Raw genomic sequence first — 13362 nt, forward strand, 5'->3', positions numbered from 1 at the left:
ATGGGCAAAGGAGAATTCCCATGTCGCTCGCGCCCTCGGTCGCGGTTCCCCGCACCACCTTCAATCCGCTTCCGCTCTACATCGGCCTGTTTTGCCTGCTGTGGAGCTTCGCCTTCGTCGCCGGCAAGATCGGCGTCACCGATTGTCCTCCGCTGATCCTGCTTGCCGCGCGGTTCTCGCTGGCCGGCGTCCTGATCCTCGGCATCACCGCGCTGCGCGGCGAAGTGTGGTCCTCGCTCACCTGGCGCGATACGGGCATTTTCGCGATCCTCGGTGTTGCCAACAACGCGCTCTATCTCGGCCTCGGCTATACTGGGCTGCAGACGGTTTCCGCCGGCCTCGGTGGCCTGATCGTCAGCGCCAATCCGGTATTTACCGCGGTGCTCGCGGCGGCCTTTCTCGGTGAGGCGCTGACCTGGCGCAAGGTGATGGGCCTCCTGCTCGGCATCACCGGTGTCGGCTTCATCGTCTGGCACCGCATGTCGGTCGGCACGGATGACTGGCACGGCATCCTGTTCACGCTGGCCTCGCTGGCCTCGATCGTGGCCGGCACCATCCTGTTCAAGGTGCTGGCGCCGAAGGGCAGCCTTTGGGTCGGCAATGGCGTGCAGAATCTCACAGCCGGCATCGTGCTGCTGCCGTTCGCGTTCACCTTCTCCAGCGTGGGCGACATCGTGCCGAGCGCGCGGCTGTTCGCTGCGTTCGCCTTCCTCGTGCTCGGCGGCTCGATCCTTGCGTACCTGCTCTGGTTTCATCTCCTGAAAGTGTGTGGCGCGACGGCCGCAAGCGCCTATCATTTTCTGATGCCGCCGCTCGGCATGCTGTTCGCCTTTCTCGTGCTCGGCGAACATGTCGAGTTCCGCGACCTGCTCGGGATCGTTCCGGTGGCGCTCGGCATTTATCTGGTGACCCGTCCCGCGGCGTCAGCATCGACCAAGAGGAGTGTGACATGAGCCTATCCATCACCCTGATCGGCGGCCCCACGGCCCTGATCGAGATCGACGGCTTCCGTCTCCTCACTGATCCGACGTTCGACGAACCCGGCGCCTATCAACTGCCGCATGTGAAGCTCGAAAAGCTGGCCGGTCCCGCGCTCAGCGCGCATGATATCGGCGAGGTCGATGCCGTGCTGCTCAGCCATGACCAGCATTCAGACAATCTCGACAACTCCGGCCGTGATTTCCTCAAGTCCGCCAAGCGCGTGTTGACAACGGAAGCTGGCGCGAAGCGGCTCGGCGGCAAGGCGGAAGGCTTTGCGCCGTGGCAGGTCACTGAATTGACCGGCAGCAACGGTCATTCGCTCACCGTCACCGCGACGCCCGCGCGTCACGGGCCGGCCGGGATTGAACCGTTGTCGGGCGATGTCATCGGGTTCGTCGTTGCGTCGAACAAACCCGGCAGCCGTCCGGTCTATATCAGCGGCGACACTACCTGGTTCGACGGCGTCGCCGAGGTCGCGAAGCGATTCAAGGCGGGCGTGGTGCTGCCCTTCGCGGGCGCGGCGCAAACCCGCGGCCCCTTCCATCTCACCATGGACACCAATGACACGATCGAGACCGCGCGCCTTTGCCGATGCGGTGATCGTCCCGGTGCATACCGACGGTTGGGCACATTTCCGCCAGAGCACGAACGATCTGCGCGCCACCTTCGATACGCTGGGTTTTGGATCGCGGTTGCGCATCCTGGAGCCGGGCGTTGCGACCATCATCGAGCCGCTGCACGCCGCGTGACGGTATCGACGGCGGCTTGTCTGCCGAGGCGTCCTCGGGCAAGGTTGCGGCCCGGAACCTGTTCCCGTCAGGTTCGTTGTTGCCGCGGCGGGACCGGGCATGGCAGAGCACAACAAGTCGAATTCAAAGCATCACGCGAACAAGCATCCCGGCCGTGACAAGCCGGCCGCGAAGGCCGAGCCGGCGCGGCCGTTTCGCTTCCGCGACGCGCTGGAGGGGCTCGGCCCCGGCCTGATCACCGGCGCGTCCGACGACGATCCGTCGGGGATCGGCACCTACAGCCAGGCCGGCGCGCAGCTCGGTTACGGCATCGGCTGGACCATGCTGCTGACGTTTCCGCTGATGGCCGCGATCCAGGAAATTTCCGCCCGCGTCGGCCGCGTCACCGGGCACGGCATTTCAGGCAATGTCCGCCAGCACTATTCATCGGGATTGCTCAATCTGGTGGTGACGCTGCTGTTCATCGCCAACACCATCAACATCGGCGCCGATCTCGGCGCCATGGCGGACGCCAGCAAACTGCTGATCGGCGGCCACAGCATCGTCTATGTGTTGCTGTTCGGCGTGATCTCGGTCGTGGCGCAGATCTTCCTTGACTACAAGCGCTACGTCTCGGTGCTGAAATGGCTGACGCTCAGCCTGTTCGCCTATGTCGCGGCGCTCGCCTTTGCAAAAGTATCGTGGGGCGAAGCGCTGGCCGGCATTCTCGTCCCGCGCCTGACCTGGAGCCTCGACTATTTCACCACCATCGTCGCGATCCTCGGCACCACGATCTCGCCATATCTGTTCTTCTGGCAGGCCTCGCAGGAAGCCGAGGACCAGCGCGTCGATGCCACCAAGCGTCCCTTGATCGAAAAGCACTACGGTGCACGCGCGGAATTTTCTCGCATCCGCGCCGACACCATCATCGGCATGGCGTTTTCCAATTTGATCGCGCTGTCGATCATCGTGACCGCCGCGGCGACGCTGCACGCGGCCGGTAAGACCGATATCCAGACCTCGGCGGAGGCGGCCGAAGCGCTGCGTCCGATCGCGGGCGCCTTCGCGGAAGTGATTTTTGCGCTCGGCATCGTCGGCACCGGGCTGCTGGCGATTCCCGTGCTCACCGGCGCCACGGCGTATGCCGTCGGCGAGGGGCGGCGCTGGCCGGTCGGGCTCGCGCGCAAGCCGAAGGAGGCTGCCGCCTTCTACGCCGTGCTGGCGCTGTCGGCCGGCATCGGCATCGCGCTGAACTTTACGCCGATCAATCCGATCTCGGCACTGTACTGGAGCGCCGTCATCAACGGCGTCCTCGCCGTGCCCGTGATGGTGCTGCTGATGTTCATGGCGCGGCGCAGGGATGTGATGGGCACCTTCGTCGTCAAAGGTCCGCTCTTTTGGCTGGGCTGGCTGTCGACATCCGCGATGGTGCTCAGCGTGCTCGCAATGGGCATGGGGTTCTTTGCCGGGAACTGAACAGCACCGGCTTCTCTCCAGGCACACGGCTCAGATGCCGGGTGGTCCGAACAGCGCGCGAAACTTTGCCCGAGCGCCCGCGGCGTTTCGGACGTCGTGGAGCATCGCGATCCATTCGCCGAGCGCGATGCGTACCGGGTTGAAGGACCGCTTGCCGCCGACCAGGCCGTATCGGAGCGGCTCGTCAGCCGGCGCCTGCGCGAACGTGACGAACAGGCGATCGAATATGATCAGTATGCCGCCGTAATTCTTGTCGAGGCAGGGCTCGTTCGAGGCGTGATGCACGCGATGGTGTGCCGACGTGTTGAGCACGAACTCGAGCGGACCCAGCCGCGGCGCGAGTTCGGTGTGAATGAAGAATTGATAGGTCAGGTTGATGCCGAGCATCGTGACGACGGCGAAAGGATGAAATCCGATCCAGACCAGCGGCAGGAAGAACAGGAAGTTGCCGGAAATGTTGCCGGTCCAGCCTAATCGGATGGCGGCCGTCAGGTTGAATTTGGTCGGCGAATGATGAACCCGATGCGTCGCCCACATCCAGCGAATCCGGTGAGAGGCGCGATGCTGCCAGTAATAGAAGAACTCGCTGCCGAGAAACAGTCCGAGCAGGGCCGGTGCGCTTGTCGCGGAGAAGTCGAACAGACGGTGCTGATAGACGTACGCGAATGGTATGGCGACGATGCCGGCCTCGATGAGGCGGACGAGGTTCTGCACGACCGCGACGCCCAGCGTCGCGGCGCTCTCCCGCCAATCATGCGTCTGGCGATGCGCGAGGCGGCTGATCCCATACTCCAGCGCCATCAAACCGAGCGCTGTCACCAGGATCAAGCCGCGGAAGTAGGGGCTGGGGAATAACGGCTCCATGGTGTCCACGCTCTGCTACTTCGGCGCCACGCCGGCAGCGGCCGCGCTGTCTCTGAGCGATTGGGCGCGCGGCATGGCCTGTCCGCAGGCGGCGCTGAGCTGGTTCGCGTGGTTCTGGAGACAGGCAAGCACCCGTCCGCCGCCGGGCTGCACACCGGCGCACAGCCGGTCGTAATCGCCGCGGCAAACCTGCATCAGCGCGATCGCTTCGCCGCGCAGTTGCGGCGATACCTGCGCCTGCGCTGAAGAAGCCACGGGGAGCGCGGCTGATACAGAAGCCAAGCCGGCCAGCGCGAGAGCCGGTATCGAAGAAACGGAAAACCTGGGCATGGTGATCTCCTGACAGTAAAGGGGGATAGCCGAGATGCGATCGCCCGAGGCAACCGGGGCTTCGAGCGATCGCAGTCGCCGTCAATAGCGGGAGACCGTGCCCTGGCGGGTGTAGGTGTTGCCGGCCGGGCCGGTGCGGGTCACGGAGCGCGAGCAGGAGCCGTTGGCGCATGACCCGGTGGCCTGCACGCTCGATGTCCCGCGCGGCCCGGTGGAGGTCGCGGAACGGGTCCAGGCGCTGGCGTCGGCGGCGGCAGCGATCGAAAGGGCGCCGGCAAGCGTGGACAGGGCGATGAGTTTCTTCATGGTCGCGGTCTCCTTGATGGGTGAAGGCTGCCGTTGCGGTAGCCATGCGAGGAGACTGGAGGCGCCGTGTCAGCCCGATATTGCTGCGGCGAAACGGCTGATATCGTTTTGTCGATGGAATGTAACAGTGTGTAACAACGGCGCCTCCGGCCTTGCACGGCGCGCGACCTTGTCCAGAATACGGCCATGACTGTGCCCCTGGCCTCGCTCCTGATCGTGGAAGACGACCCCGAAATCAGCCGGCTGCTTGCCGACTTTCTGCAGCGGGAGGGATTTGAAGTCGAATGTGCCGACAGCGGCAAGGCGATGGAAGCCGTGCTGCAGCGGATGCGCCCGGATCTGCTGGTGCTGGATCTGATGCTGCCGGGCGAGGACGGGCTTTCGATCTGCCGGCGGCTGCGCGCCGACGACAATATCCCCATCCTGATGCTGACGGCGAAGAGCGACGAGATCGATCGCGTGGTCGGTCTTGAAATGGGTGCCGACGATTATCTGACCAAGCCGTTCGCGCCGCGTGAACTGCTGGCGCGGGTCCGCGCCATCCTTCGCCGCGTCAAGGCGGCGCCGGCAAAACTCCCGGTACGGCGCTACGCGTTCGACCGGTTCGTGATCGATCTCGATTCGCGCAGCATCCAGTTCGGCGATGCTGGCGACGACTCGCTGCAGCTGACCAGCGCGGAATTCGACCTGCTCGGCTGCTTCGTGCAGCGGCCGCGCCGGGTGCTGACGCGTGACCAGATCCTCGACTGGACCCGTGGACGCTCGGCCGAACCGTTCGACCGCACCGTCGACATGCTGATCTCGCGGCTGCGCAAGAAGCTCGATGCCGCGAGCCCGGGCTCCGGCCTGATCACGACGGTGCGCAACGGCGGCTATCTGTTCACGCCGTCCGTGAAACAGGTGTCGTGATGCTGCGCGTGACGCTGGCGACCCGCCTTGCGCTGATCGTGATCGTCGCGTTTTCGGCGATCAGCATCACCATCATCGCGGTGTTCTATCGAACGTCGGTCCGGGAAAACGAGCTGGCGCGCCCTTCGCCGGGCCGGTTGGCGGCCATTGCGGAAATGGTCGAGCGGTCCGATCCGCGCATGCGCAGCGTGCTTCTTGAGGCCGCCTCATCGCCGCAATTCGTGGTCCGCGTCGAGGCCGCAGGCGCAACGCCGGCTCTGCCGCCGCGCGTCCTGCGAAATCAGCAAGCCAGGCTGGACGAGATGTATTCCTCCGCGCTCCCCGGCCGTGATGTCACGGTTGCGCCGACAACCGCTGCGACCCACGACCGATGGTTTCCGCGGCTGGCGCGAGCGATGTCGAACGCGGTTGAGTTCAGGATCGGGCTGAATAACGGGGAAACGCTGGTTGTCGACGCAACGACCCGCTTGCCGGTGACGCCGTTCGGTCTGCCGGTCGGTCTCGGTGCCGGATTGTTCGGCACCATCGTGGCGCTACTGGCCTTGCTGGTCATGCAGCGCGAAACCCGGCCGCTGGCACAGCTTGCCGCCGCCGTCGACCGGGTCGATTTGTCGACCGATCCGCCGCCGCTGCCCGAGGCGCGCCGCAGCGCGCCGGAAATTCGCGCGGTCATCGCCGCATTCAACCGCCTGCAGACGCGGCTGAGCGAGATGATGCGGTCGCGCATGACCCTGATCGGCGGCATCGCCCATGACGTCAGGACGTTTGCGACGCGGCTGCGGCTGCGCGTCGAGAAGATCCCTGACGCGGCCGAACAGCAGCGCGCCATTGCCGACATCGACGACATGATCCGCCTGCTCGACGACGCGCTGCTGTCGAGCCGCGTCGGCGCCGGGCAGCTCTCCCAGGAGATGGTGGACTTCGCGGCGTTGGTGCGCATGGAAACCGATGACCGCCGCGCTCAGGGAAGTCACGTCGAACTCTCGGCAGATGAGGCCACGCGCGGTGTCATTGTGCTCGGCGACCGTCTGGCGCTCCGGCGCATCGTCGCCAACATCGTCGACAACGCCATCAAATACGGTCGCGTTGCCCGCCTGCGGCTGCAACTGGAAAATCCCGCCATCGTCCTGACCGTCGATGACGAAGGGCCGGGGATTCCTCCGGACCGGCGTCAGGCCATGCTGGAGCCGTTCAATCGGCTTGAGACGTCGCGCAATCGCGCAACCGGCGGCGCGGGGCTCGGACTAGCGGTCGCGCGCAGCCTGGTGGAAGCGCATGATGGAACGATCGGCCTGGCGGCGGCGCCGGGCGGCGGCACGCGCGTGCGCATCGGATTGCCGGTGTTCCGTCCCGACGCTTGACGATGGGTTTTTTGAGCGGAGTGCTCAATCCTTCCGGAACACGATCGAGGCCATCCAGCCGGTCATCAGCGCCATGAAGGCGGTGATCAGCCCGTAGACGAAGCCGTGCTGCTGCGCCGTGGTGGCGACGAACTGCTCGAAGCCGACCTTGACGATTTCGAACGCGGTGTCGGTCTTGGCCACCAGCGCGCCGTCGGCGAACAGCTTGATCTCGACGTTATAGAGACCGATCGGCACCTCCGCGGGCAGGGGAATGCCGGTGCGAAACAGCGTCGGCGTCAGGAACGTCACCGCCGAGGTCTCCTCGCGATAGAGGCCGTGCTGCCGGCGCAGCCGCACGAAGGCGCTGCGGAACACGTCGTCCGGCACCACGTCGGCATAATCGCCGCTGACGCGCTGGGTCAGCAATACGTTGTTCAGCCCGATCTGCTGCCGCCGCTGCACCTCGGGCGAGGCGATGGCGTCGAACGGCCGGTTGGAGAACAGCGCCAGGTAGCTCGGCACTTTCAGGAACTGCCGGGAGTCGGTGTTGATCCAGATCCCGAACCGGCGCTCCTTGCGGCGGGTGACCATGTCGGCGCGCGGGCCGGCAACCGTCACCACCAGATCGTAAGTGCGATTGGCCGGCGTGGTGGCGTCCTTCTCCACCGAGCCGAACAGCACGAGCTCCTCGCCGGAGTAATTCGGCGTCACGGTGACGCGGTGGTTCGACACCGACACGATCAGCCGCTCGGCCCATGCGGGCGAGGCCGCGAGCGCCATTCCCAGGAGCAAGCTGAGCAGCAGCCCGACCAGCGTGAGCGCGAGGCGCGCGATCATCCGGTCACCCCGGTTTCGCGGATGGTGAAGAGATCCTCGGGCCGGATCACCAGTTCGACCGCAAACCGGACGCCGACGGCCAGCACCAACAGCCCGAGCAGCAGCCGCAGATGTTCGCCGCGGATTTTCTGCCCGGCGCGCGCGCCGAACTGCGCGCCGGTGACGCCGCCGACCATCAGAATCAGCGCCAGCACGGCATCGACCAGATGATTGGTGATGGCGTGCAGCATGGTGGCGAACACCATCGTGACCAGCGTGAGCACCATTGAGGTGCCGATCACGGTCGAGGTCGGCACCCGCAGCACGTAGATCAACAGCGGCACCAGGATGAAGCCGCCGCCGATACCCATCACGGCGCCGATGAAGCCGATGACCAGGCCGATCACCACGACGGGAATCACGGAAAGATAGATCTTCGAGCGCTTGAAGCGCATCTTCAGCGGCAAGCCATGGATCCAGACGTGGCTGCCCGGGCGGCGCGTGGTGACCGGACCGCCGCGGCGGGCCCGCAACAGCGCCCGCAGGCCCTCCCAGAACATCAGGCCGCCGACGGTGGTCAGCAGGATCACGTAGGACATCGCGATCATCAGATCGAGCTGACCCAGCGAGCGCAGCAGCGTGAAGGTCCAGACCCCGAGCGCCGTGCCCATACTGCCGCCGGTCAACAGCACCGCCGCCAGCAGTGGGTCGATGGCGCGCCGTCGCCAATAGGAGATCGCGCCGGAAAACGAGGAGGCGGCGATGTGGCTGGCGACGGAGGCGACCGCGACCGCGGGCGCGATGCCGACGAAGATCAACAGTGGCGTCATCAGGAAGCCGCCGCCGATCCCGAACATGCCGGACACGAACCCAACCGCCGCGCCCATCGCCAGGATGAGGAAAACATTGACTGGAATGTCGGCGATCGGGAGGTAGAGCTGCACGCGCGTCTGCTTTTGTAGCTTTGCCGCAAGAGACGGCCGGGAGGCCGCTGAGGGCATGGTTTCTGTTGTATTTGCCGGCAGTGGGATCCGGTTCGCGCATGCACCTTTGCGTGCGCAGGGCCGGTTCCCGCGCCTTTGCATAACTGAATTCGGGGGGATGAGGGACTAAAAATGCCCGGGAAGGCAAATTTTTGCCTGATATGGCCGCGCGTTCATCAGGACATTGAAACGCTGTGACAAATCCGCGGGGCGCGCGCGCAGGTCGGTTGGTGGGGCTGGCTCAGGGCTTTCCGAGCGGGTCGGTGACGAGGTTCATCGCCAGCGCCTGTTTGGGGCTGAGCCAGCGAATGTCCCGGGTCTCGGACATCGCCTCCACGATTGTCGACGAGACCCCCATTTTGGTCATGTAGCCCAGCACGGCGCCGGCAATCCGCTGCGCCTCGGCGACGGGGTCGTTCACGGGCCGGGTTGTGACAAACCGATGAACGCCCAATGCCGAGCCCAATACGCCGAAGCGGGTCTTGCCTCCGGCATAGACGAGCACGCAGGCGCTGGCGCAATAGCCCGGCTTGACGCGGCCGGAGGCGTCGGCGCTGCCGACCGCGGTCGCGAGCGAGCGCTGTCGCACGATCTCGCCCATGATCGTGGCCTGGTTCAGATCGCCGCCGGGAGAGGCCAGCAGGACGATGTCGCCCGCTGCGAGATTGGCCTGGTCCAGCCTGCCGCGAAACCAGTTCGCGGCGGCAGGGCCGATCGTCCCGCTGACGAACAGCGCCCGCCGGCCCTGGCTCGAACCATCAAGATGGAGCGTGTCGATCACCTGCGATGTCAGGCTGGGCGAGACGTACTGGTCCTTCCAGTAGTCCCAGGCCTCCGGCTGCGACAGGTCCCGGTAGGCGCGAATAACGACGCCGGAAACCAGCAGGATGAAGATGGCGACCGACCAGAAATGCCGTTTGCGCCGGGGCGGCTGCACCGGCGGCGCCGGGGCCTGACCGGCCGGTATGCGCGGCGGGGCGACCGCAGGGCCGGTCGGCGACCTGCGGAAGCGATTTTCCCCGCTTTGGTTGTCTTCGGTCGACAATCGGTCCTCGTTGCATGCCGACCCGCAGGATCGGGCCAGCCCGAAGCATTATACGAATTTATGGCCGAGGATATGGCGGCGATGCCGGCGGCATTGCGACCCGTTTTTCTTAATGAATGGCGGCGGTGCGCTTGCTCGCGGCCGGCTTGGCGCCGGGCTTGCCCGTGGCGGGCGCCGGGGCCGAATCCCAACCACCGGCGGGTGCCGCCACGTTGACGACGTCGTCGGGCTGCGGTTCCGGCGTAAAGGTCTGGATCGCAAGCCTGGCGGCCGCCAGCGACTGGGCGTCGAGGCGCTTGGCGATATCGTCGCGCTTGCGCCCCGCATCCGCATCGCCCTGGGCCGCGGCGAGGCTGAACCATTTGAAGGATTCGGCGAGGTTCTGTTCGACGCCGATGCCGCGGGCATAGAGGATGCCGAGGTTGAACTGGCTGTCGGCGACGCCGCGATCGGCGGCCTTGCGGAACCAGGTCGACGCGCTCTTGTAGTTGGCGCCCTTGCCGCCGCCATCGGCGTCGAGCACGGCCAGATTATGCATCGCCTTGGCGCTGCCGCGCTCGGCCGCCTGCTGGTAATAACGCCGCGCAATATCGACGTCCTTTTTCACGCTGAGGCCCTTCTCGTAGAAGGTCCCGAGCCGGAAGATGGCGGGCACCACGCCGGCCTGCGCCGCGCGGTCGTACCATTTGGCGGCCTCGTCGAGATTCGGGGCAACGCCCTTGCCTTCGGCAAAGCGCACGCCGACTTCGTAAGCCGCGGCCGGGTCGCCCTTCAGCGCGGCGGCGCGCAATACCGGGCCGCCGATGCCGTCAGGCAGCCGCTCGGTCGGCGGCACGGCGATCATGGCAAGCTTGCCGCCGGTGGCCGGCATCGTCGTGATCGCGCCGGTGACGTCGCTGGCTGCGGCCGGCGCCGGCGCGGCCGGCGGCGGGACGGCGATCCGCGCGCTGTCCAGCGTGTTGGGTGCGGAAGAATTGTTCGACTGCTTCTCGACCGGCGTCGGCGAGATCATCAAGGGCGCCGGCGCCGCGGGCATTGCGGGCCTGGGGCTGCTCTCCGCCGGCGCAGGCGCCGGAGCGGCCGGCTCGCTGGATTGTTCCATCATCGGCAGTTGCAGCACGCTGCCGGTGTCGAGCAGCGTCATCGCCATCTTGAACGTGCCGAGCACGATCACGACCACGCTCGCGCCGACCAGCAGCGAGCGGATCTTGGAGGAAATGTTCGAGGGCGTCTTGTCGTCCGCCTTGGCCTTGTCGCCGCCCTTGTCCTTTGGCGCGGCCTTTGCCGAACGTCCCGCCTTCTCGGGGGGTGGCGCGGCGGCTGCGGCCTGCGCGGCGCGGCGTGCTGCGGCAATGAAGCTCGACGAACTGACCGGCTCCTTGGGTGCGGAAGCGATCTCGCTGATCGCGTTTTCGGAAGCCGCGATCCGTTCCGACGGCGAAGACATGCGCGCGGGTGGCCGCGTGCCCGGTTCGAGCGGATGATCCGGCGGCAATTCCGGCGCGATTGCGGTGCGGGGCGCGGCGGCATGCGGCTCCAGGATTTCGCTGATCGCCCGCGGCGGCAATGGCGGGGCGACCGGTGCAGCCGGCGGAGCCGCGTGGAATTCGCGCGGCGCGGCGGCAAACGATTCCTGAAAACTCCCCTGCTGCGCGGCGGGATTCGGCAATTCCGGTTTCGCCTGCAGCGGTGCAAAGTTCTGCGGCGGCACCGCCGCGCGCGGCGCTTCCTCGCGCTTTTCGAGTAATGCCGCGGGAGCCAAGGCAGGCGGGGGAGATGAGGGCGCGGCGCGCACCGTGCGCAGATCGCCTTCGATCATCGACAAGCGATCGACCACATGGCCGAGCGTGCTGTGAACGGTCTCCAGCGAGTCCTGCGTGCGGCGATCGGTTTCCGACTGGCTGAAGCGGATGTCGGACAGCTCGCGCTTGACCAGATCGACGATGCCGGAGTCCATCGGCTGGGCCGTGTCGCCGGAATTGCGGTTGGAATCGGCGAGCGCGACCAGGCTGGCGTGCTGGCGTTCGAGCGAACGCAGAATATCGTGCAGTCCTTCCTCGACCCGTCCGAGGTCGATGGCAGGCGCGGCGGAACGATCGCCGGAGGCTTCCAGGCGCTCCAGCAGATAGGATACGCGCTGTTCGAGATGGGCAAAGGCCGACGCATTGTCGTTGCCGACCGGGATGCGGTCGAGCCGTTCCGACAGCGAGCGCACCGCGTTTTCGAGATATTCCGAATGCTCGCTGGCGGCCGGCGGCTGCCTTGTTTCCAGCGTCGAGGTCAGCGCGGCCAGGCGCTGCTCGAGCATGCCGAAGGCGTCGCTGTTGCCGTCGAAGCGGGAAAGCTGGTCGACCTTGGCCGACAGCGTGTGCACGTCTTCGGCGAGCCGGGCCAGCGCGTCGTTGGAGGCGACGTTGGAAACTATGCCGCGCAGCGCCGCGATCGCGCTTTCGAGCTGCTGCACGGTCGACGGATCGTCGTTGGAGCGCAGGATCAGGTCGAGCTTGGCGCCAAGATTTCGGATCGCCTCGTCGTAGCCGGTGAGCTGCTCGGCCGGTGTCAGCGAGCGCAGTACCTCGCGGATTTCGCCGAGCGTGCGCTCGATGCCGGCCAGCGTCTGGCCGTCGCTGCCGTGCTGTCTGTTTTCGTCGATGCGGCGGGACAGCGAGCGGATTTCGTTCTCGAGCGATTCGATCTCCCGCCGCGGCACCGCCTCGGTGATGGCGTGGCGGATTTCGGCGAGTTCGCTGCGGAAGGCGGCAATCGACTCCTCGACATGATCGGGACGCTGTAGCGCTTCGATCTGGCTGGTGATCTTGAGCAGGTGCCGTTCGAGCGAAGAAAAATCCGGACCGGCCGGCGCTGCCTGCATCATGGGCTGCGCAGAATTGGGCTGAGCGGGAGAGGCCGCTGGCGCGGCATGGCGCGGCGGCATCTGCCGCGGCGGCGGACTGTCGAGTTCGTTCTGGCGCGCGGCGATTTCGGCGATCGCAAAATCCATCGAGGCCGGACTGAGCGGCGGCGCGGGGCGATAGACCTGGGCTGCGGCACGCTCGACCATGTCGGTCTGACGCTGCTTTTCCTGCATCTGGACCTGCCGGGCCGGCGCGGGGTTGGAGATCTGCGACAGCCGCGCGTCGAGGCGCGAAATGGCCTCGTTGAGCTGTCGCGCCACCGTCGGCTCGCCACGGACGGCTTCGCCACGGGCCGCGGGCCGCGAAATCTGCTCGATCTGCTTGGTGATTGAATCCAGCCGCTGGTGAATGTCCGCCACGTCGGGGATTTGCCGCGGCATCGCCGGCCGCTGCTCGGAAGGCGCGCTGAAGCTGGGCGGGGCTGGTTCGCCGACGGTCGAATTGAGCCAGTCGTTCAGCGACATGCCGGCGCGGCGCGCCGCCGCCTCGGCCCTTTCGCGGACGGAGGGATCGATGCCGTCAACACTCCACGATACGCGCGAATTCATGCTTTCGTCCGGTTCCGCTTCGGCGCCCCACCTGCGCCATCAGCCTCCCCGCGCGTCCCACAGAAGAGACAACAGAAATTCTCGCGCAGGTCGCCTGCCTCGGAACTGACTTTTGTTC

At 66.3% G+C, this 13362-nt stretch carries 11 protein-coding genes and 1 pseudogene; 5 read left to right on the top strand and 7 right to left on the bottom strand.

The window, feature by feature from the left end:
- Positions 1–20 precede the first annotated feature (20 nt).
- The 3 genes and pseudogenes from JQ624_RS29075 to JQ624_RS29085 all read left to right on the top strand — a co-directional run bounded on the left by JQ624_RS29075 (position 21) and on the right by JQ624_RS29085 (position 3185).
- Positions 21–953: a DMT family transporter gene (locus JQ624_RS29075; RefSeq protein ID WP_212422335.1), complete on the top strand. Its 933-nt coding sequence runs from the start codon at positions 21–23 to the stop codon at positions 951–953.
- Positions 950–1730 (top strand): annotated as a pseudogene (locus tag JQ624_RS29080) (MBL fold metallo-hydrolase). The gene JQ624_RS29075 and the pseudogene JQ624_RS29080 overlap by 4 nt, the downstream one beginning before the upstream one ends.
- A gap of 99 nt (positions 1731–1829) precedes the next feature.
- Positions 1830–3185, top strand: coding sequence for an NRAMP family divalent metal transporter (locus JQ624_RS29085; RefSeq protein WP_212422336.1), 1356 nt, complete (start codon positions 1830–1832; stop codon positions 3183–3185).
- A gap of 30 nt (positions 3186–3215) precedes the next feature.
- Here JQ624_RS29085 and JQ624_RS29090 read toward each other — a convergent pair whose 3' ends face one another.
- From JQ624_RS29090 to JQ624_RS29100, 3 genes are all read right to left on the bottom strand, one after another.
- Positions 3216–4049 carry a sterol desaturase family protein gene (locus JQ624_RS29090; RefSeq protein ID WP_212422337.1) on the bottom strand — a complete coding sequence of 278 codons (834 nt, stop codon included), beginning with the start codon at positions 4047–4049 and terminating at the stop codon, positions 3216–3218.
- Positions 4050–4064: 15 nt separating this feature from the next.
- Entirely contained in the window at positions 4065–4379 is a 315-nt protein-coding gene (locus JQ624_RS29095) for a cysteine rich repeat-containing protein (RefSeq protein ID WP_212422338.1), read from the bottom strand.
- 81 nt (positions 4380–4460) lie between these two features.
- A complete protein-coding gene (locus tag JQ624_RS29100; RefSeq protein ID WP_212422339.1) occupies positions 4461–4685 on the bottom strand; it encodes a hypothetical protein in 225 nt (74 codons plus the stop codon).
- Between the two features lie 186 nt (positions 4686–4871).
- On the opposite strand from JQ624_RS29100, the gene JQ624_RS29105 reads away from it, so the two are divergent.
- Entirely contained in the window at positions 4872–5594 is a 723-nt protein-coding gene (locus JQ624_RS29105; protein ID WP_212422340.1) for a response regulator, read from the top strand.
- Positions 5594–6955 carry a cell wall metabolism sensor histidine kinase WalK gene (locus JQ624_RS29110; RefSeq protein ID WP_212422341.1) on the top strand — a complete coding sequence of 454 codons (1362 nt, stop codon included), beginning with the start codon at positions 5594–5596 and terminating at the stop codon, positions 6953–6955. The genes JQ624_RS29105 and JQ624_RS29110 overlap by 1 nt, the downstream gene beginning before the upstream one ends.
- A 24-nt stretch (positions 6956–6979) precedes the next feature.
- On the opposite strand, the gene JQ624_RS29115 is transcribed toward JQ624_RS29110, so the two are convergent.
- From JQ624_RS29115 to JQ624_RS29130, 4 genes are all read right to left on the bottom strand, one after another.
- Entirely contained in the window at positions 6980–7774 is a 795-nt protein-coding gene (locus JQ624_RS29115) for a TIGR02186 family protein (RefSeq protein ID WP_212422342.1), read from the bottom strand.
- On the bottom strand, positions 7771–8697 hold the full coding sequence (locus tag JQ624_RS29120; protein WP_212422343.1) for a sulfite exporter TauE/SafE family protein: 927 nt from the start codon (positions 8695–8697) through the stop codon (positions 7771–7773). Before JQ624_RS29120 ends, JQ624_RS29115 begins: the two co-directional genes overlap by 4 nt.
- 280 nt (positions 8698–8977) lie before the next feature.
- Positions 8978–9781 carry a hypothetical protein gene (locus tag JQ624_RS29125; RefSeq protein ID WP_212422344.1) on the bottom strand — a complete coding sequence of 268 codons (804 nt, stop codon included), beginning with the start codon at positions 9779–9781 and terminating at the stop codon, positions 8978–8980.
- 109 nt (positions 9782–9890) lie between these two features.
- A complete protein-coding gene (locus JQ624_RS29130) occupies positions 9891–13244 on the bottom strand; it encodes a tetratricopeptide repeat protein (RefSeq protein ID WP_212422345.1) in 3354 nt (1117 codons plus the stop codon).
- Positions 13245–13362: the final 118 nt, after the last annotated feature.

Origin of the sequence: Bradyrhizobium sp. AUGA SZCCT0283 (assembly GCF_018130385.1) — a bacterium.
Taxonomy (GTDB): domain Bacteria; phylum Pseudomonadota; class Alphaproteobacteria; order Rhizobiales; family Xanthobacteraceae; genus Bradyrhizobium.

Coding starts and splice junctions, on each gene's coding strand:
- JQ624_RS29075 (WP_212422335.1), top strand. CDS start 21: ATGTCGCTCGCGCCCTCGGTCGCGGTTCCCCGCACCACCTTCAATCCG.
- JQ624_RS29085 (WP_212422336.1), top strand. CDS start 1,830: ATGGCAGAGCACAACAAGTCGAATTCAAAGCATCACGCGAACAAGCAT.
- JQ624_RS29090 (WP_212422337.1), bottom strand. CDS start 4,049: ATGGAGCCGTTATTCCCCAGCCCCTACTTCCGCGGCTTGATCCTGGTG.
- JQ624_RS29095 (WP_212422338.1), bottom strand. CDS start 4,379: ATGCCCAGGTTTTCCGTTTCTTCGATACCGGCTCTCGCGCTGGCCGGC.
- JQ624_RS29100 (WP_212422339.1), bottom strand. CDS start 4,685: ATGAAGAAACTCATCGCCCTGTCCACGCTTGCCGGCGCCCTTTCGATC.
- JQ624_RS29105 (WP_212422340.1), top strand. CDS start 4,872: ATGACTGTGCCCCTGGCCTCGCTCCTGATCGTGGAAGACGACCCCGAA.
- JQ624_RS29110 (WP_212422341.1), top strand. CDS start 5,594: ATGCTGCGCGTGACGCTGGCGACCCGCCTTGCGCTGATCGTGATCGTC.
- JQ624_RS29115 (WP_212422342.1), bottom strand. CDS start 7,774: ATGATCGCGCGCCTCGCGCTCACGCTGGTCGGGCTGCTGCTCAGCTTG.
- JQ624_RS29130 (WP_212422345.1), bottom strand. CDS start 13,244: ATGAATTCGCGCGTATCGTGGAGTGTTGACGGCATCGATCCCTCCGTC.